The sequence below is a fragment of the Candidatus Hydrogenedentota bacterium genome, assembly GCA_013359265.1.
Lineage (GTDB): Bacteria > Hydrogenedentota > Hydrogenedentia > Hydrogenedentales > SLHB01 > JABWCD01.
On record JABWCD010000003.1, the window covers coordinates 143,246 to 162,107 of the forward strand.

18 protein-coding genes are annotated in these 18,862 nt (G+C 59.2%); 7 read left to right on the forward strand and 11 right to left on the reverse strand.

Annotation, left to right across the window (positions count from 1 at the left end; genetic code table 11):
• Window positions 1-20: 20 nt before the first annotated feature.
• From HUU46_02830 to HUU46_02840, 3 genes are all read right to left on the reverse strand, one after another.
• Complete coding sequence (locus HUU46_02830; protein NUM52557.1) at window positions 21-566, reverse strand: peptidylprolyl isomerase; 546 nt, start codon at window positions 564-566, stop codon at window positions 21-23.
• On the reverse strand, window positions 556-1,602 hold the full coding sequence (locus HUU46_02835; GenBank protein ID NUM52558.1) for a type II secretion system F family protein: 1,047 nt from the start codon (window positions 1,600-1,602) through the stop codon (window positions 556-558). The genes HUU46_02830 and HUU46_02835 overlap by 11 nt, the downstream gene beginning before the upstream one ends.
• A gap of 102 nt (window positions 1,603-1,704) precedes the next feature.
• Window positions 1,705-2,706 carry a type II secretion system F family protein gene (locus HUU46_02840; GenBank protein NUM52559.1) on the reverse strand — a complete coding sequence of 334 codons (1,002 nt, stop codon included), beginning with the start codon at window positions 2,704-2,706 and terminating at the stop codon, window positions 1,705-1,707.
• A gap of 171 nt (window positions 2,707-2,877) precedes the next feature.
• On the opposite strand from HUU46_02840, the gene HUU46_02845 reads away from it, so the two are divergent.
• From HUU46_02845 to HUU46_02860, 4 genes are all read left to right on the forward strand, one after another.
• A complete protein-coding gene (locus HUU46_02845; protein ID NUM52560.1) occupies window positions 2,878-3,369 on the forward strand; it encodes an RNA methyltransferase in 492 nt (163 codons plus the stop codon).
• Window positions 3,370-3,613: 244 nt separating this feature from the next.
• Window positions 3,614-4,240 carry a hypothetical protein gene (locus HUU46_02850; GenBank protein ID NUM52561.1) on the forward strand — a complete coding sequence of 209 codons (627 nt, stop codon included), beginning with the start codon at window positions 3,614-3,616 and terminating at the stop codon, window positions 4,238-4,240.
• Between the two features lie 122 nt (window positions 4,241-4,362).
• Entirely contained in the window at window positions 4,363-4,638 is a 276-nt protein-coding gene (locus HUU46_02855) for a SelT/SelW/SelH family protein (protein ID NUM52562.1), read from the forward strand.
• A 9-nt stretch (window positions 4,639-4,647) separates the two neighbouring features.
• The gene (locus tag HUU46_02860; protein ID NUM52563.1) at window positions 4,648-5,370 is read left to right on the forward strand and encodes a CDP-alcohol phosphatidyltransferase family protein; all 723 of its coding nucleotides are present in this window, start codon (window positions 4,648-4,650) and stop codon (window positions 5,368-5,370) included.
• A gap of 75 nt (window positions 5,371-5,445) precedes the next feature.
• Here HUU46_02860 and HUU46_02865 read toward each other — a convergent pair whose 3' ends face one another.
• The 3 genes from HUU46_02865 to HUU46_02875 all read right to left on the reverse strand — a co-directional run bounded on the left by HUU46_02865 (window position 5,446) and on the right by HUU46_02875 (window position 7,775).
• A complete protein-coding gene (locus HUU46_02865; GenBank protein ID NUM52564.1) occupies window positions 5,446-5,787 on the reverse strand; it encodes a flagellar protein FlaG in 342 nt (113 codons plus the stop codon).
• 86 nt (window positions 5,788-5,873) lie between these two features.
• Window positions 5,874-6,689, reverse strand: coding sequence for a flagellin FliC (locus HUU46_02870; GenBank protein NUM52565.1), 816 nt, complete (start codon window positions 6,687-6,689; stop codon window positions 5,874-5,876).
• Window positions 6,690-6,956: 267 nt separating this feature from the next.
• Window positions 6,957-7,775, reverse strand: a complete 819-nt coding sequence (locus HUU46_02875) for a flagellin FliC (GenBank protein ID NUM52566.1) — start codon at window positions 7,773-7,775, stop codon at window positions 6,957-6,959.
• A gap of 832 nt (window positions 7,776-8,607) precedes the next feature.
• On the opposite strand from HUU46_02875, the gene HUU46_02880 reads away from it, so the two are divergent.
• Window positions 8,608-10,164: an alginate export family protein gene (locus HUU46_02880; GenBank protein NUM52567.1), complete on the forward strand. Its 1,557-nt coding sequence runs from the start codon at window positions 8,608-8,610 to the stop codon at window positions 10,162-10,164.
• Between the two features lie 121 nt (window positions 10,165-10,285).
• Here the strand turns inward: HUU46_02880 and HUU46_02885 are convergent, their stop codons facing one another.
• The 4 genes from HUU46_02885 to HUU46_02900 all read right to left on the reverse strand — a co-directional run bounded on the left by HUU46_02885 (window position 10,286) and on the right by HUU46_02900 (window position 13,995).
• The gene (locus HUU46_02885) at window positions 10,286-10,819 is read right to left on the reverse strand and encodes a hypothetical protein (protein NUM52568.1); all 534 of its coding nucleotides are present in this window, start codon (window positions 10,817-10,819) and stop codon (window positions 10,286-10,288) included.
• 1 nt (window position 10,820) lies between these two features.
• Window positions 10,821-11,207, reverse strand: coding sequence for a hypothetical protein (locus tag HUU46_02890; protein NUM52569.1), 387 nt, complete (start codon window positions 11,205-11,207; stop codon window positions 10,821-10,823).
• Between the two features lie 1,485 nt (window positions 11,208-12,692).
• On the reverse strand, window positions 12,693-13,112 hold the full coding sequence (locus HUU46_02895) for a hypothetical protein (protein NUM52570.1): 420 nt from the start codon (window positions 13,110-13,112) through the stop codon (window positions 12,693-12,695).
• A 127-nt stretch (window positions 13,113-13,239) separates the two neighbouring features.
• Entirely contained in the window at window positions 13,240-13,995 is a 756-nt protein-coding gene (locus HUU46_02900) for an HD-GYP domain-containing protein (protein NUM52571.1), read from the reverse strand.
• Window positions 13,996-15,670: 1,675 nt separating this feature from the next.
• On the opposite strand from HUU46_02900, the gene HUU46_02905 reads away from it, so the two are divergent.
• Together HUU46_02905 and HUU46_02910 are read left to right on the forward strand one after the other, a co-directional pair.
• A complete protein-coding gene (locus HUU46_02905) occupies window positions 15,671-16,288 on the forward strand; it encodes a class I SAM-dependent methyltransferase (GenBank protein ID NUM52572.1) in 618 nt (205 codons plus the stop codon).
• 494 nt (window positions 16,289-16,782) lie between these two features.
• Window positions 16,783-18,378 (forward strand): alginate export family protein, encoded by a 1,596-nt coding sequence (locus HUU46_02910; protein ID NUM52573.1) that lies wholly within the window; start codon window positions 16,783-16,785, stop codon window positions 18,376-18,378.
• Between the two features lie 158 nt (window positions 18,379-18,536).
• On the opposite strand, the gene HUU46_02915 is transcribed toward HUU46_02910, so the two are convergent.
• A complete protein-coding gene (locus tag HUU46_02915) occupies window positions 18,537-18,842 on the reverse strand; it encodes a hypothetical protein (protein ID NUM52574.1) in 306 nt (101 codons plus the stop codon).
• Window positions 18,843-18,862 lie beyond the last annotated feature (20 nt).

The window sequence follows — 18,862 nt, forward strand, 5'->3', positions numbered from 1 at the left end:
GGCCGTCCTGCGTGTAGCGGCTATGGGTTCGCGGCGCCGTCCGCGGCGTTCTGGGGGGACGCGGCGCGTTGCTGTTCGGCCAATTCGTCGACCTTCGAGAGTTGCCGGTCATCGACAACGACAACGTGAAACCCGAATTGCGTGTGGATAATCTCGCTCAGTTGGCCGATGGGCGCGGTCCAAATGTAGTCGTCGATGGCTTGGGCCAGCATGCCTTTCGTAACGTAGCCGAGATCGCCGCCCTTGCTTGCGCTGCCCGGATCGTTCGAGTTGTCGCGGGCGAGTTTGCCGAAATCCTCGCCGTCAAGAATGCGCTTGCGAATCTCGCGAATGCGGGTGAGCGCCTGCGCACGTTGCGCCGGGTCCTTCTCGTCAAACTTAACGAGGATGTGGCGCAAGCGTACGGTCGAGACCTGCGGATTTGCGCCGGAATATAAGTAAAGTATCGTGCCCAAGACCACAAACAACGCAATCACGCCAAGCCATACCAGTTTCGTGTAGTCCCGAGGTTCTTCGGCGTTCTCGAGCTCGATGTCGAGGTGCAGCGACTTTTTCTCAGAGGTCATTCATTACTCCTTCGATCATCGAGAAATATGTCAGGTAGAACTTGATAATGACGAACCCCACCAAACCGGCAACCGTTAGCGAAATGGCGACGCCCAATACACGGCGGGCGATGGCGGCGGCGTGCATCGCCTCGGCGAGGTGGTATTCCGACGCTTTGCGTAACGCCGCTTCGAGCTGCCCCGATACCTCGCCGACGTGCAGCATCTCGCGGGATTGCGGCAACAGGACGTTAACGTTCGAGAATGCTTCGACGAGCGTGGCGCCGTCTTTCACCGGTGACACCGCTTTGAGCAACTGCTTTTCCATATATGGATTGCCGGTCACCGTGGCGGAGTTTTCGATGCAGTGGTCGATACGGAGACCGCTGCCGATGAGCAGCGACATGCTCCGAAAGAACCGCGCGAGGCCGAACATGCGCGTGACGCGCGACATGGGCCACATGTAGGTCGCAAAAAGGCCCCATACATATCCGAACAGGCCGGCGCGCGACAGCACCACGCAGACGGCGAAGACGATTCCGAAGATGAGGAGCGCGCCCCCCTGAAATCGCAGGTATTGCTGGATATAGGCGTCGAAACTAAAGCCCGAACCTCCGCGCTGCGTGAATACGTCTTTGATTCCACCGATGATACCGAGCGCAAATGTGCCGATGAACCATGCCGCGATGAGTTGAATGATCGGATACGTCATCGCGCGGATGGTTTCGCGGCGCATCTCGAGTTGGTCTTCGAAATACTGCGCGAGGTCGCGCAGCATGATATCGATCTTGCCGCCTTTTTCGCCGGTGGCGAGCAGTTCGATGAAGAAGGTGGGCAAATACTTTTTCTCGGCGCGCACGGCCTCCGCCAAGGTCGAGCCGTTGCCGATCGAGGAATGCATGCGCTCGAAGACGTCGCGGACGTTCTTGTCCTTCTGATTGCGGATGACAAGTTCGAGGCTGCGCAGGATGGGAATGCCCGCGTCGTACGACGTGGCGAGCTGGCGGCACAGGGGTACCACCTTCTTGAGCGCGATTTGTGACGAGAAAAGGCCCATGAACTCTACCGCGTTACATTACCTTGCAGCCGGGGCCGGACTCCACGGCGCCCGGCAATCAAGGCAAGAACTATAGCAAATGGCGGGGTTCCCGTGCGACCCTCACCCGCTGAGCATGTCACGAACCTGGAGAAATATCATTACGACTTGCGTTGCCAAGGCGCGCAGTATGATCAGCACCAGTATCGCGGGAATGAGGAGCGCGAAGAACGTGTATTGCAGCATCCGCACGTAGTGGTACGCGCCTTCCTCGATGTATTGGGCGGTCTTCTTCAGCAGGTCTTCGAGGCGTCCCGCGAACTCGCCCGTGCGGACCATTTCGACGGCAAGGTTCGGGAGCATGCCAGTGGCTTCGAGCGCGCGAGTGAGGCTGGCCCCCTGCTGCACGAGCGGGACCGCCTGCGCGAGCTTGGCGCGGACGCGCGGATTGACCGTGGTCGCGGCGGACCGTTCGATGGCCTGCGGCACGGCGAGGCCCGCCTCGAGCAGCATCGCGAGGCAGCGGAAGAACCGGACAAGCGCGATGCTGTGCAGGATGCCGCGCCACGGCCAGGTGCGCGACGCGACGGCGTAACAGAGTTTGTCGAGAAGGCCGAAATGCCGCAACGCGAGGTAAACAACCAGCAGCGGCAACAACGAGAGGAATGTGGCCCACGCGAATCTCAACGTATACATCTCGACGCTTTCGACCGTGGTCATCAACCCTTGCCAGAATGAAATGACATGGAACGAAATCCACAACAGCAGCGGGTAGGTGAGTTGGCGCGCCATCGAGCGCATGAATTCGAGGCGCAGTTCGTAGTCGTGGGCCAGATGCTGGAATGCAACCTCGACCTTTCCCCCACGCTCGGCGGCGGAGACGAGTTCGAGAAAATCGTCGGGAATATAACGCTGCTGCACGCGCAACGCTTCGGACAAAGAGCCGCCCTGCTTGATGCGATCGAGAATGGGCGGCACGGTCCGACGCAGTTCGGCGGGTGCGCCCGGGCCGGCGGCGAGTTCGAGCGCGCGCTCGATCTGCACGAAGCCGGTGCTGCTTTGCGCGAGCACGCGACAGAAGTGCGCCATCGTCTTGACGCCGAGCTTTCGCGAGAGCAGGCCCACGGGTCCCCCTTTGCGCGATGAGTATAATGAAGGATTGCGGGCCTGGCGAAGTGGACGGAACGATTGAGAGCAAGGGGTGTTATGACAGCGAGGGGACGGCAGGATATATACGGCGATGTCCTGAGCGCCATGGCGCGCGAGCCGCATTATTTGCGGACAGCGCGAGAAGACATGCCTGCGATCTCGCGTAATCCCATTCATGTCGTGCTCGACAACCTGCGCAGCGCGTTTAACGTGGGATCGATTTTCCGCACGGCCGACGCCGGCGCGGTTGCGCACATGCATCTGTGCGGCATGACGTCGTATCCGCCGAACAGGAAGTTGGAGAAGACGGCGCTGGGGGCGCTGGACTACGTGCCCTGGACGCACCACGCCGATACAGGGAGCGCGATCGCCAAATTGCGGGAAGAGGGCATTGCCTGCGTGGCAATCGAAACGGTTGATGGCGCCGTTGGGCACACGGCGTTTGCATGGCCGCGTCCTGTCGCGATCGTGTTTGGAAACGAGGTGACCGGGATCGCGCCCGAGACTGTCGCGTTGTGTGACGCGGTCGTACACATTCCGATGCGCGGGCACAAAAACACGATCAATGTCGCGACGGCATTTGGCGTGGTGATGTACGAAATCTTGCGGCAGTGGGAGGCGCCGGCAGCCAAAGGCTGAACCCCGGATTCGCCAGAAGCTGGCGGATTTGCGCCGGAGGTGCGCCGCGGACTTGGCCGATTTTTGTTGCGCCACAAGCAGTTACGATACGCGCGGCGATTGGCATTTCGCTTGCTGTCGTTCCGGCTGGCAGCAACGTGTTGCCTCGGTGACAAGACGAAATCGTGGCGGAACGCTCCTAAATGTGATATTACTACGGGTGCGGAACGTCCTGGTGCAACTCAACCTGTTAAGGAGAACCATTATGCTTCGATCGGTTTTGGCAATGGCGTTGGTTATGGCGGTCGCGTCGCCCGCATTCGCGGCGGACGCCGTGGTGGGCGATCCCTATCCGCTGGACAAGTGTCCGCTTTCCGGCAAAACATTGACGGCCGATTCGCCGTCGGCGGTCAAGGATGGCCGCGAGTTCAAGTTCTGCTGCAATAACTGCAAGGGCAAGCTCGATACCGACGCGGCGTCGGTCATCAGCAAGGCGGACGCGGCGATTACCGAAAAGGAAAAGCCGGCGTATCCGTTGGACACGTGCATCATGTCGGGCGAGAAACTCGGCGACAAGGCCGTTGACGCGGTGATCAATAATCGCCTTGTGCGGTTCTGCTGTGCGGACTGCGTGGACGGTTTCAAGAAAGACGTTGCGGGCAACATGAAGAAACTCGACACGGCGGTGATCGAGAAGCAAAAGGCGGCCTATGCGTCGAAGAAGTGCCCGGTGTCCGGTGAAGAATTGGGCAGTATGGGCGATCCGTTGAACGTCGTCATCGCGAACCAGATGGTTTCGCTGTGCTGCAAGGGTTGCGAGAAGAAACTGCGCGCGGAGCCGGCGAAGTACATCGCGATGGTGAGCGGCGGCGCGGAGGACAAGAAGCAGTAAGTCCTGCCATTGGGCTGAATTCGGGCCGCCCTTTCGAGAAGAAAGGGCGGCCCGTTCGTTGCAGGACCGGATAGCGGCGCGGCGCGTGCGGTATACTGGCCGTTCGTGGCAAGGAGCATGACGTGGCGGCACCGCGGATCGAGATCGAGTACTGCACACAGTGCCGGTGGCTGTTGCGCGCGGCGTGGATGGCGCAGGAGTTGCTCACGACATTCGAGAAATCGATCGGCGAAGTCGCGTTGGTGCCGGGCATCGGCGGCGTGTTTGACGTGCGCGTGAATGCGGAAACGGTCTGGTCGCGCAAGGTCGAGGGGCGGTTTCCCGATATAAAGGAATTGAAACAGCGCGTGCGCGACCGGATTGCGCCGGGCATGGACCTCGGCCACTCGGATCGGTGACCGGACACGATGCACGAGCGATTCAAGCCATCCATCGCCCGCGTAGCGGCGGCGTGGCTGGTACACGGGCTTACGGCGAGCGGGGCGGTAATCGGTGTCGTCGCACTGCGGGAAATCCAGCACCAGCATTGGAACGTATTCTTTCTGCTGCTCGCAATCGCGACGGCGATCGACTCGATTGACGGAACACTCGCGCGTTACGTTCGCGTAAAGGAAACGATTCCATTTATCGACGGGGCGCTGCTGGACAACATCGTCGATTATTTTACGTACGTGATCGTGCCTGCCGCGTTTGTGTACGGGAGCGGGTACTTCACGCCGATCGGATCGGCCGCGGCGGCGGCCATGATGCTGCTGTCTTCCGCGTATCAGTTCTGCCAGATCGACGCGAAAACCGAGGACCACTACTTCAAGGGCTGGCCGTCGTACTGGAACGTCGTGGTCTTGTACATCGCACTGCTCGACTGGGCGCCGGAGCACAATTTCGGGATCGTGTTGACGTGTACGGTGCTTGTGTTCGTTCCGATCAAGTACATCTATCCGTCGCGCACGGTCCGGCTGCGCAGGCTGACGCTGGCGCTGACGATCGCATGGTCGGTGTGCATGGTGGTGTTGATCCTTCAGATTCCGGACCCGAGCCGGTGGTTGGTTTGGCTTTCGCTTTCGTACGTCGCGTACTACGTGGTCTTCAGTTTCTGGTGGACGCTTCGCACGGTAGAGAATCCGGCGTAGCAGTTTGCGCCGGGAAAGGAAGCGCCCCGGACACCGACGGTGGCCGGGGCGCGGCTGAGTATGGCGGGCGTGTTGTCAGGCCGATTGGTCAAACAACAGGCCCAGGAGTTCGCGGGTCTGCGCTGCGATTCGGAGCGCATCCTCCGGCGGAATCTGGCGAATCACATTGTCGTCTTCGTCTACGATCTGCGCAATGATACGGTTCGTTTCCCGATCCACGCGCAGTCGCACGCCAGTCGTATCGGAAAAGCTCTCCGGCGCCGGCCGCTGGGTTTCGCCCGATACGGCGCGGATTTCCCGCGCCGCTGGGGCCGCTTCCTTCGGCGGCGATTCAACGCCGCCGCCGGATCGCGCCCAAGCTGCCGGCGGAACCGCGCTGATGCGCAGCTCCTGTACCGAGATGCTGGGCACTCCCATTGGTCTACTCCCAGGATGGCCGCCGCGGCACCCCGCCTAATGAAGCGGGCGCCATGGCAGTCTATTCCGGTTCGCGCGGCGCGCGGTTAGCCGAGCAACGTCAGCGCCGTCTGCGGGACAATGTTTGCCTGGGCAAGGACCGAGGTGCCGGCGCTTACCAGAATCTGGTTGCGCGTGAAGCGAATCGTCTCACGGGCGATGTCCGCGTCGCGGATCGCGCTTTCGGACGCAGCCGAGTTCTCTTCCTGGATGGCCAGCGTGTTGATCGTGAACTCGAGGCGGTTCTGGAATGCGCCGAGCGTGCTGCGCAGCGACGACACCGAACGGATCGCGGTGTCGATCGTGCTCAACGCGCCGACGGCCTGCGCCACGCTCGAGATGCGGACGGCGCTGACGCCGAGGTCGCGCGTCGACGCGCCCTGGATCGCGACGACGAGGGTCTGGCCCTGCTGCGCGCCGGACTGGAACGTCACGGATTGCGCGGCGCTCAACACGCGTATGCCGTTGAACTCGGTGTCCTGCGCGATGTCGTCAATCTGCGCAAGGAGCTGCACGACTTCTTCGTCGAGCGAGCGGCGGTTGGCGTCGCTGTTGGTGCCGTTGGCGGCCTGCACCGCGAGTTCGCGAATGCGCTGGAGAATGTTGGTGGTTTCGCTGAGCGCGCCTTCGGCGGTCTGCACGAGGCTGACGCCGTCCTGCGAGTTGCGCTGGGCGACTTGTGCGCCGACGACTACCGAGCGAAAGCCTTCGGCGATCGCCAAGCCGGCGGCATCGTCTTTTGCGCGGTTGATGCGGAGCCCGCTCGACAGGCGTTCGAGGCTGACGTTCAACATCTGCGTCGAGCGCTGCAGCGTGCGGGCGGCGTTCAGCGCCGCCACGTTCGTATTGATTCGAAGTCCCATAGTCTTACCCTCCTTGAGTGGTGTTGCGGGGCATCCCTACCCCGGATACCGGTTCTGATGCAGTCATGGCCTTGTGAGGGCACAGTCCGCGTCGAGGAAATCCCGGCCCCGGCGCGGATAATTCTTAGATCACGCTGTTACCTCCCTGTCGTGTCGAGGTTTCGTTGGCCGTCCGGAGGGTGGTCCGGACGGCCAACGTCCTCGCAGTTGGGTTATGGTTCGTGAAGCACGCGCCAAGTCGGGCGCGCGCTGCGTTCGGATGAACTCTTAACCGCCCAGCAACTGCAACGCGGTCTGCGGAACGATGTTTGCCTGGGCGAGGACCGATGTGCCGGCGCTGACCAGAATCTGGTTGCGCGTAAAGCGGATCGTTTCGCGGGCGATGTCCGCGTCACGGATCGCGCTTTCGGACGCAGCCGAGTTCTCTTCCTGGATGGCCAAGGTGTTGATCGTAAATTCGAGGCGGTTCTGGAATGCGCCTAGCGTGCTGCGCAGCGACGACACCGAACGGATCGCGGAGTCGATCGTGCTCAGCGCGCCGACGGCCTGCGCCACGCTCGAGATGCGGACGGCGCTGACCCCGAGGTCGCGCGTCGACGCGCCCTGTACGGCGACTACCAGCGTCTGGCCCTGCTGCGGACCGGACTGGAACGTGACGGATTGCGCGGCGCTCAACACGCGTATGCCGTTGAACTCGGTGTCCTGCGCGATGTCGTCAATCTGCGCAAGGAGTTGCACGACTTCTTCGTCGAGCGAGCGGCGGTTGGCGTCGCTGTTGGTGCCGTTGGCGGCCTGCACCGCGAGTTCGCGAATACGCTGGAGAATGTTGGTGGTTTCGCTGAGCGCGCCTTCGGCGGTCTGCACGAGGCTGACGCCGTCCTGCGCGTTACGCTGGGAGACTTGGGCGCCCAAAACGACCGAACGAAAACCTTCGGCAATCGCGAGGCCCGCGGCGTCGTCTTTCGCGCGGTTGATGCGGAGCCCGCTCGACAGGCGTTCGAGGCTGATGTTCAACGACTGCGTCGAGCGCTGCAGCGTGCGGGCCGCATTCAGCGCGGCGACATTCGTGTTGATCCTGAGTCCCATAGCAAGTTCCCTCCGTGAGTGGCTGGCCGCGCGCATCCGTGCGCACGTACGTCCCTGTTGCCTGGCCCGGCGTCCCTTTCGCCGGGCCTGCCGCCCCATCCCTGTAGGGGCGACTCTATCGTCTACGTCTCTTCACGCCGCAAGTCTTGGCGGCGGCCATCCCTGACCGGTTCGCCCACGGGCTCGCAGCACGTCTGGCGGCGGGTCGAATTCCCTTAAACTCGGCCCAGCGCCGGGACCGCTCTTGTGGTTCGCTTAGGACCCACTTCAGCATGTCCGTCGTTTCTATCGGCAACTTTAGGGGAAACTTTAGAGAAAAATTTTAAGATTTTTGCGGGGTATACGGAATAATAGTAATTAATTGACTAAATTGTGGAATTTGCAATGATGTGCGAAGGCGGGATAACATACTTCTTGACTGGACTTTAGGCGAAAAGTGGTGTCGAAACCACAATATATAGGCAAGCGGGTTGCCCTAAACCCCATGAAACGGGTAGGCCGCGCTTGACAATCCTCATCGGTTTTGATAATCTTGCCAACGATTTTGGGGTACTACCGGACCTGGGGATAATGAAGTAGACAGCGGAAAGTCGAATCTCGACAATTCCATCAATTGCGGTCTCACAACGGAGAACGAAAGGAGGGATGCAATCAGGATCAGTGACTGGTCTCCGAGATCGCGCGACGATGTAAGGCATAGATTCCGAAGTAAACGTTTAGTCTTGGGCGAGTCCTGTCGAGGTACACGCCGAGGGCTGACATACGATAGACAAAGGAGAGATCCTCAATGCGTAAAGCAGCGATGATCGCAGTGTTCGCGGCCCTAATCGCGATGGCCATCCCGGCGTCTGCGGAATTGCAGAACGTCCAGGTGGGCGGGTCGATTCAGATTCGCGGAAACTACTACTCGAACTTCACGCCGGACGGCAATGTGCCCGGCGCACTGGCCAACTTTCAGATTATCTGGCCGAACTTCTTCCTGCCGAACCGTCCGATCGGTGGCGGTGGTCCGTTTAATGGTGCCGGCATAGTCTCGCGTTTTTCGTGGGACGATGAGGACAGCAACAGCCTCAGCTTTGTCGAGCAGCGCACCCGCTTGAATGTGAAGGCGGACTTCACGAATGAAGTGTCCGCGTTCATCGAACTGGATGAGCACGACATCTGGGGCGAGGACTTCCGCTCGAACTACATCACCGGCGTGGATGGCCGTCATCTTGCCGGTCTCGGTGATGTGAGCGTTTACCAGGCGTACATCGAAGCGAACGAGATGTGGGGTTTCCCGCTTCGCGCGCGCATTGGCCGCCAGGAGCTTAGCTTCGGCAGCGAGTGGCTCATTGGCGTGAATGACACCAATTCCTTCTTTACCGGCTTATCGTTCGACGGTGTCCGTCTGACGTACGCGACCGACGTGTTTAGCGTCGATGCGTTCTACACGACGCTTGCTGAAGGCGGCGTGAACGAAGAAGACGAGGACGTGTCTTTCTCGGGTGTGTATGGTAGCTACAAGGGCCTTGAGAACATCACGATCGATGCCTACTGGCTTTGGATTCGTGACGCCCGCAGCTTGAACGACACGAATTTCGTCGCGCCGATCGAGTGGTTGGAGGACATCTTTGGTCTGGACGACTATGATGTGACCAACCTCCACACTGTTGGCCTCCGCGGAGCCGGCACGATTGGTGCCTTTGATTTCGAAGCTGAAGCGGCTTACCAGTTTGGTGATGCCGGCCAGCAAGGTTTTCTGTTCAAGCCGTTCCTCTATGGCGATGACGATGCAGAGTTCGACGGCATGTGGGGCGCCAACCTTGAAGTTGGCTACACCTTCGACTTCGCGTGGACGCCGCGTGTGTACCTGGGCGGCGCGTTCTTTGACGGCGAAGACGAGCGGAGCATCAGCTTCCTTGAGTGGCTGAATCCGTTTGACAGCCCCGAGTCGAGCGTCAGCTTTAACCGTCTGTTCTCGAACTGGGAGTACTCCGAGTTCCTAGACCAGTTCGGCGACCTCTCGAACGCCTACGTGATCCGTGGCGGCGTGAGTGTCCACCCGACGGAAAGCGTCGAGGCGCTGTTGGCGGTCTCGTACTTCAAGGCGCTTGAGTCGTTCTCTGAGCCGATCAACTTCTCGGTTGGCGGCTTGAAGATTCCGATCGCGCCGGCGCTGTCGTTCCTGGATGAAGAGAATGACGACGAACTGGGCTGGGAAGTCGGCCTGTACGTGACCTATCACTACAGCGAAGACCTCAGCTTCCAGGTCGGTTGGGCGCACCTGTTCGTGGGTGATGGCCTCGAAGACGGTCAGTTCTCGTCCGGCAACGGTCTGCTGTTCAACGGCGGTACCGGTGATGATGATTCCGACTACGTGTTTATCGAAACGAAGCTCTGCTTCTAATCGGATAAACGCATAAGCAAACGGCCCCCGCCGCGCTGTGGTGCGGCGGGGGCCGGTGTTTTTGGGTTCACTAGGCGCCTGCTTCCAGCGAAGGACTCACTTAGAAGGGCGGCACGATACTTCAGCTTTCGCGATGGTGGTCATGTTCCGCGTCGTGTTCGACAGCGTGGGGTGGCGGCCCTTCGCGGAACTCGGAATGGCGCACTTGACCTCCCGCGTGGCTGATCCATCCGCCAACGGCAACGGAGAGTAGCGCCGCGAGCAATGTCACTATCGCGAGGGGCGTTGCGGCCCTTTGGAACTTCCGCATGGCAATTAGCGTCCCAACGGCAAGCAACGCGCCTGCGTAAAACACGTAGACAAACGTTTCCGCGCGCCACATGTGCAGGTCCAGCCATTCCTGTGCGTCGGCGTTCGACATCGCGTAAACGCGGTCATAACCGCGTTGACCGTAGTGAAGCACGGGATACGCCGAAGCGAAACCGATGATCACCACGATCAACGCGGCCACCTGTGCCGGCCTGCTTCGCATCAACAACGCAATGACCAACGCCAGGGCGCCCATCGAGAGCGCGTAGACCGGCAGTGGATTCAGCAATACATGGACGTACTCGGGTTGCTTGAGACTTTGAAGCAGTTGACGCAACTCTTCCATGTTACTTGCCTTTCGCAGGCACGATTTCAGTGTTTTCGATCATGTTGAACCCGTCGCGGCTGACCGCTTTACCGCGAACCGTGATCGTTTTACCCGCATGGGCTATCAGCGATTTGTTAATGGGTTTGTGTTCGCCGATGAGCAGGTAGGTCTTTCCATCATCGCCCTTGATGCCGACGGGCAGTCCGCTTTCGATACAGGTCTTGGCACAGTCAGCATGGTCTGCGCCCATTGCACCGTGATCGATGTAGCACGCCATATCGAGGATTTCGCCGGTGACGGTGACGTCCGTTCCGCCCGCCTGTTTTGCCTTTTGTTCATGGCCTTCATCGGCAAACACGATGGTTACGGCGAGAATTGCGCAAGAAATTGCGACACACTTTTTCATTGTATGCTCCTTTACGTGAAATCGGGTTGGTAACCTAGTTTTGCGTACGGACCGGCGGTGCCCACCCCGCTGACAGAATGCGCGAGAGGGCAACCTGCAACGTTTGAAATAGAATCATCGGACGCGTCTTGGCAGGCGACTCAGCCTGAACGAATCACCTACCACGCGAACGTCAGATTACCGTCGGCGGGGAACGAGGAGAAAGGCGTTTCGAAGAAAGATATGCAGGCGGGCCGTGTTCGTATGCGAATGCCGCCGTATTCGCACGCGGCGCATCGAGCGTGGTTGCCGACATGGCGTCAACGGCTGCGATATGCGTGCAGGGTACCCGGGTTGGATCGGCGACCGACATGCGCGATGGCCCGATATTCATTGGGCTACAGAAACAGGGTGCAGCCGGACCATCTCCATCTTGATTGGTTGAGTCGATTGGCTCACCGTGTCCGCGCGGTTCTTTGCCATGATCGTGCGCAGAGGCCTTGTGGTGATCGAGTTTGTGTGACGCGGACTCGCCCGCACAGATACATTTGGTCGGAGCATGCGCGACGCAGAGGTAGTTCGCCTGAAGAAAAAGCGGAATGAACGGGACAATGAGCGCCGTCAAGCACATTCTCTTGTTCGACGGACAAGGGATGCACCGTATTGGGGCCGGGAAACGCATTGCAATTTCTCCCGCAGCTTCACTCATTTTAATGAACACGCGGAACGATATGCTATTCCCCACGGACGCGCCAAGCGTAGCCAGCGTGGCACACACGAATTCGTCTTGAAAGCAAGCAGGTGATCGCCACTGTGAACGTGAGGCGGCATAATCGAAGCGGTTGTCCTAGCTGGGTGATCCGTTAAATGCGCTGCCCCCGGCGACATGAGCGACAGGGGCAGCGGCTTGTTGGGGCCAACCGCTGACGCGGGTTGGAGCAGGATACGACCACAGAACGCGGAAGGAACCGCCGCGCGCCTCCACGAGATGGCGGCAGCACTCGATCGCGGGTAACAGTCTCGGATCCAATCTGGCATTCCCGTCAAGGTTCACGTCGATCCGTGCGTGCGGATAGAGGAGCGATGCCGCTTTAATAACCGATTCTGCCCATTCGATGGCGCCAGAATCGTCCTCACCATTCACCGGCACGGAGAGTTGAATGACCGGCCTCCCGTGTCTATCTCCTGACGGGGCATCAATCAAATTGATACTGCCGGTATTCGCGATCATGGCTGCACGTTCATTAGTCGCTGTCAGCGAGGAACCAAGGCGCCGCAACCATCGGAAATCAGCGCGGCCGGTTTGGGTGCTCTTTACCCTCTTGACCGTGTTCGTGTGGAGCGGCACCGCCACCGGACCCGGTGGTGGTACAGCCGGATGCAGCGATGCTCAATAGTGCGACAATGCCGGCAACGACCATGCCGAGCGCCAGTCGTAAGAATCTCTTTAGCGATTTCATGTCGATTCTCCTTTGGTTGAACGATTCGGGCGTTACCTGTCCACCGCTAGTGCGCATGGCTTTGGTTTTCATTGTGTGATTGCGGAACTGAGATGCCGCCATTGTCCGCGGCATGGTTGTCTTCAGCACATGTAATCTCGGTCCAGCGCGCATTCTTGCGCGAGAAGTAGAAGTCGAAGTTCTGCGTAGCCAAAGTACCGGATGGTCCACGGACATCGAGCGTCATGGCAATTTCGGCGGAGGGAGTGCCGAAGAACGGAATGCCCCGGTGCACGTTGTTTGACCATTCGGCGTACACCTGCCATTTTGCGGGAATGGCGTCTACGACTTCGACGACTTTCTGCCGGGAAATCTGTTTGAAGTCCCGTTCAAGCGATCGTTCGTCCGAAACGTGATACGCGGCTATCCCCATGATTGCTCCGAGTGTTCCCGCCAAACCCGCGATTCGTATCCTGGCCGGTACCATTTCCCGTGTCCTCCCTCTGCTGGTGGAAGAGCAACAAGGATGCCATGATTGCGTTGCTCTATAACAAATTTGTAATAAAAGACTTACGTAGATTGGGCTGGGGCTTTGCGCGCGCATACGACAGATACTAAATGCTTCCCTGGTCAGTATCTGGTGGGCACATCCGGGGATTATCAGTCACCGGAGCGTTAACCGAATCGGCCATCAGACGCCATTCAAAGGCCGGAATCGATTTGAACGCCCGCACGACCTCCGGGTCGAAGTCGGACCCGGCTTTTTCGTCGATTGCACGAATGGCCTTGCCAATGCTCAATGCTTCGTGATAGGGCCGGTCTGACGTCAATGCGTCAAAGACATCCACAACGGAAAAGATGCGAGCGCCCAATGGAATCGACAAGCCGGACAGGCCATTGGGGTAACCTGTTCCGTCGTAGCGCTCATGGTGCGCGAATACGATTCGGGCCGCTTCGCCCAAGCGGGGCACGGAAGCAAGTATCCGAAATCCAAACTCGGGATGTCGGCGCATTACTGTCCATTCTTCGTCGGACAGTTTTCCCGGCTTGAGTAATATCGAATCGGGCACCCCTATTTTCCCGACATCGTGAAGCAGCGCTGCCTCGCCAAGAATGGTGGCGTCGCTGCCTCGGATGCCCATTTGCTTGGCCAGTCGCACGGCGTATGCGCGCACGCGCTGCGAGTGAAGTCGAGTGTTCCGCTCGCGCGCGTCGAGCGCGTTGACGAGTGAGGTTAGTGCTCCCTCGTGCATCTGCGCGGCATGTTCGAGCGCCCTACGCTGCAAGGTGGCCAGTGTTCCCGCCAGAATCGCCATTATCCAGACAGTGGCGAGCTCTCCGAATTGGTCGATTCTGCCGCCGGATTCCACGGGCCACATCTCGAGTATGTATGGGGTGTAAAGGGCCGTTGTGAGAGCGGCAACAGCGCAGGCGCCGCCAAGTCCAAACCACACAGCCGCGAGGATAATCGGGAGGGCGTGCAGTTTCTGGAGCACAACGTGGACTGCGTGAAATGCGTGCGAATGGGATTCACTAGGTGTAAGCCAGTGTGCGGCCGTCACAAGGAGAAGAGACGCCACGGTAATGGCGACCCGTGAGTTTGACCATCGTGACATGCGATTTCTCCCTGATGGGTGAGAACCCTTCCAGCCCGCCTTGCTTGCAGTCCGCCGCCGCACGCGACGTGTTGCCGGCGAGTCCTCAACGACAAACGCGTTGATTGTGCATCGAAACGAGCAATTCTCCTGCCATCGGTGCTGATCGGTGGAATTGCCAAGTATTCGCCGGTTTCAACGTTGTACCCGTACGTTCCATTTTATTTCCGATCAACTTCTGGTCTCATCTCTCGTCAGTTACTGTCGATTGGTAGTGTGTTCGGAACATCTGGGCGCGAGGTTTAGCCCATTCGTACATTGTCCTTACGTGGAAAACTGTCGTAATTGGATGCTGGCACGTCATATGCGTGGGGACGGATAGATTCGACGGGGGATTCGGAAATGCAAGACAAATCGGACGGATCGCTGTTCGAGACGAGTCAGGCGATCGTTCGGTTCATCGAAACCAACGGACCGACGTCCACGGAGCGTTTGTGCCTTGGCGTGGGGGTTAGCAAGGGTCGTTGCAGGATAGCGCTTGCATGGCTCATTTGTAGGGAGTTGGTTGTAGCGCAAGACGATCACGTCTTCGTTTCGCCCCGTGCGGAGTGAGCGCATCAACGATGTTAGGAACCGTATCGTGCCACAATTGGAGATGGTGGCGGCGGGAGTGATGGAAAATGGAACATCGGGGATTGGTCAAAATTCAGCACCTCTCCCGCAATGGATCGGCAACGGCCGAGCACAAACGGGTACGCGCAACGCTTCGGCCGCCGAGTCTTACGGAGTGGTACACGATAGGGTGTGTCATGGAGGAACTGGAGAGCGTAGCGCGCGCCAACCCCACCGCGGACCTTGTCGTGGATTTTCATCGAGTTGGGCACGTATCAGTGGAGATCGTTCCAGAACTTCTGTGCCTGAAGAACAGCTTGGAACGGTGTGGCGGTGCGTTGTTTCTTTGCGGACTTGGCAGGAACCTTCAGGAGTTGCTGCAATTTACGGATTTAGGAGCGGGCCACCATTTTCACCGCGCACACGGGGCGTTGCACGCCGGTCGTGAATCGGAGGTTTGAACGCATGGCTCAGGTTGGACATTTCCAGCATCGCGCGACACCCACCGTTCAGGCTGGCGAGTTCGGGGGGAAGGAGGTGATTTCGATCGGATAGTTGTTCGAATTGCCGTCGGCTCGGGGACTTTGCTTCGCACTGAGTCCCACAACGCGTACTTTGCGGCGCGAGTGTCCGAGTTGGCGAGCCGCCACCGGTTGTGGCACGGCCTTTAATTCGCGATGAGTCGACGCCGGCAACCGGTGGCAGTCCTCTCGTTCACGAAGAGCGTTGGCGTTGGCAGTGAAGCGCATGCCACAACAGGAACATGCAGCGGTACAGGAGGAGCAGGAATCCACACAGTTTTTCGCTGCAAGGGAAAGGATTCAACACGAAAGTAGGCATGAGTTTATATTCGCGCCATGTTTTCCCTCGACTAATGGACACAGTCATGTCGATCCCGCAATTGGCACCGGTGCGCGCCGCTGTACTTTCGGGTGTGTCCGGCGATGTGTTCGAGATCGGCGTGGGCACTGGGCTGAACTCTCCCCATTACCCCGCACGCGTGAAACGCCTGACGACGGCGGACCCCAATGTGGGGATGCGCAAGTTGGCACGGCGGCGGTTCGAGGCGGCGGGCATTGAGGTCACGCATTTGACCGTGAGCGGCGAGTGCCTGCCGATCGACGACGGGTCATTTGACTGTGTGGTGTGCACGTGGACGTTGTGCAGTATTCCGGACGTGGAAGGGGCGCTGCGCGAAATCCACCGCATCCTGCGCCCCGGGGGGACACTGCGTTTCGTCGAACACGGCATTGCGGACAACGAAAGGACCCGGCGATGGCAACATCGTCTGACACCGGTTCAGAAAATAATTAGCGACGGATGCCACTTGAACCGCGACATACGAACATTGATTCTGTCTCACCATTTCCGGTTCGAGACGATCGAGAACTACTACCTGCGCGGAGTTCCGAAGTTCATGGGATACCTCTATCAGGGAGTCGCATGTAGAGAGTAGCCCGCATTTCTTGTGGGGGTTGGGGTTAGACGCCGGTGCGTGTTTCAGTGATCACGTACGAGCAATCATGCACCGGAAAGTTGGCTTAATTCGCCCCGTGAGCCGATAGAGAACTTCGATGCGCAAACGGTCACGCAGGCACAGTTCTTGCTGCCCGAAACACCCAATCTAAAACCTAGTTTTCGCTTGCAACGCGAAGGTGTCTGTGCTAAGCTTCGTCCAGTTTTTCCGGGCACACGCTAGCAGTGTGCCTGATCTTTTTCAGGGGTTTCACGTTTTTGATAGCAGTAATTCCATTTCGATAGCAACAATTCCATCAATTGCGATCTCACAACGGAGCAAGGAAGGAGGGATGCAAGCTGGACCAGTGGAAGGTCTCCGAGATCGCGCAAGGATGTGACGTATAGATATGAAGTGGACGTTTGGCCTGCGGCGGGGCGCTTCGGAGTTTTCCGCCGGGGGCTGACATAGGATAGACAAAGGAGAGATCTTCAATGCGTAAAGCAGCGATGATCGTAATGCTGGCGGCCCTGATCGTGACGGCCATCCCTGCGTCTGCGGAATTGCAGAACGTGCAGGTCGGCGGCGAAATCCGGATCCGCGGCAGCTACTATTCGAACTACGTGCCGGATGGCAACGTGCCGGGCGCTTTGGCCGGCACGCAAATCATCTGGCCGAATTTCTTCCTGCCGAACCGTCCGATCGGTTCGGGCGCCTTCAATGGCGCGGGTATCGTTTCCTCGTTCGCGTGGGACGATGGTGACAGCAACAGCCTGAGCTTCGTCGAGCAGCGTACCCGCTTGAATGTGAAGGCGGACTTCACGAATGAAGTGTCCGCGTTCATCGAGCTGGATGAGCACGACATCTGGGGCGAGGACTTCCGCTCGAACTACATCACCGGCGCGGATGGCCGTCACTTGGCCGGTACCGGCGATGTGAGCATCTACCAGGCGTACATCGAAGCGAACGAGATGTGGGGATTCCCGCTTCGCGCGCGCATCGGTCGCCAGGAGCTCAGCTTTGGTAGCGAGTGGTTGATCGGTGTGCAAGACACGGCGGCGTTCTTCACCGGTCTGTCGTTCGACGGTGTTCGTCTGACGTACGCGACCGACGTGTTCAGCGTCGACGCGTTCTACACGACGCTTGTTGAAGGCGGCATCAACGAAGAAGACGAAGACGTGTCCTTCGCGGGTATTTACGGCAGCTACAAGGGCCTCGAGAACATCACGATCGACGCCTATTGGTTGTGGGTCCGTGACGCCCGTAGCTTGAACGACACGAACTTCATCGCGCCGATCGAGTGGTTGGAGGACATCTTTAGCCTTGACGACTATGATGTGACCAACCTCCACACTGTTGGCCTCCGCGGAGCCGGCACGATTGGTGCCTTTGATTTCGAAGCCGAAGCGGCGTACCAGTTTGGTGATGCCGGTCAGCAGGGCTTCCTGTTCAAGCCGTTCCTGTATGGTGATGACGACGCTGAATTCGACGGTCTCTGGGGCGCCAACCTTGAAGTTGGCTACACCTTCGACTTTGCGTGGACGCCGCGTGTGTACTTGGGCGGCGCGTACTTCGATGGCGAAGACGAGCGGAGCATCAGCTTCTGGGAATGGCTGAATCCGTTTGACAGCCCCGAGTCGAGCGTCAGCTTTAACCGTCTGTTCTCGAACTGGGAGTACTCCGAGTTCATCGAGAATACGGACCTCTCGAACGCCTACGTGATCCGTGGCGGCGTGAGTGTCCACCCGACGGAAAGCGTCGAGGCGCTGCTGGCGATCTCGTACTTCAAGACGCTTGAGTCGTTCTCCGAACCGATCAACTTCTCGGTTGGCGGTTTGAAGATTCCGATTGCCCCGGCGCTGTCGTTCCTGGATGAAGAGAATGACGACGAACTGGGCTGGGAAGTCGGCCTGTACGTGACCTATCACTACAGCGAAGACCTCTCGTTCCAGGTTGGCTGGGCGCACCTGTTCGTGGGTGACGGTCTCCAAGACGGTAACTTCTCGGCCGGTAACGGTCTGCTGTTCAACGGCGGCACCGGCGACGACGATTCCGACTACGTGTTTGTCGAAACGAAGCTCTGCTTCTAATCGGATAAACGCATAAGCAAACGGCCCCCGCAGCCGCAAGGTTGCGGGGGCCGATGTTTTTTTTGGCAGGGGGCCGAGAAGCCTGGGGGCAATGGGTGTAGTCGGGGAGACGGCGATTAAGGCGACGCGGTTTTGGCCCGCGCGTAGGCGATTTGCAGCTACGTGAATCGGGGTTTCGGGGGGAGGGTCACCCGGAGCGAGCCGCCGCGCGCTTCGAGGCTTCTGCGGTGGCGTTCAATCTCTCCCAACAGGTCGGTGCCGGGGGCGGACGCCGGGGCGAATACGAGCACCAGGCGGCCATGAGGGTAAAGCAGCGAACACCCCTGAAGGAGGGAGGCTATCCAGCGCCCGGCATCGTCGCCGTCGACGGCTTCTTTGCTCAGTCTCAACGCAATCTCGGGCGCATTGCCGACGGTGTCATTCTTGCCGTCGGCCTTGGTGACGTGGAGCGCGCTTCTGAACATGGGCCGTGTCCCTTTCATTC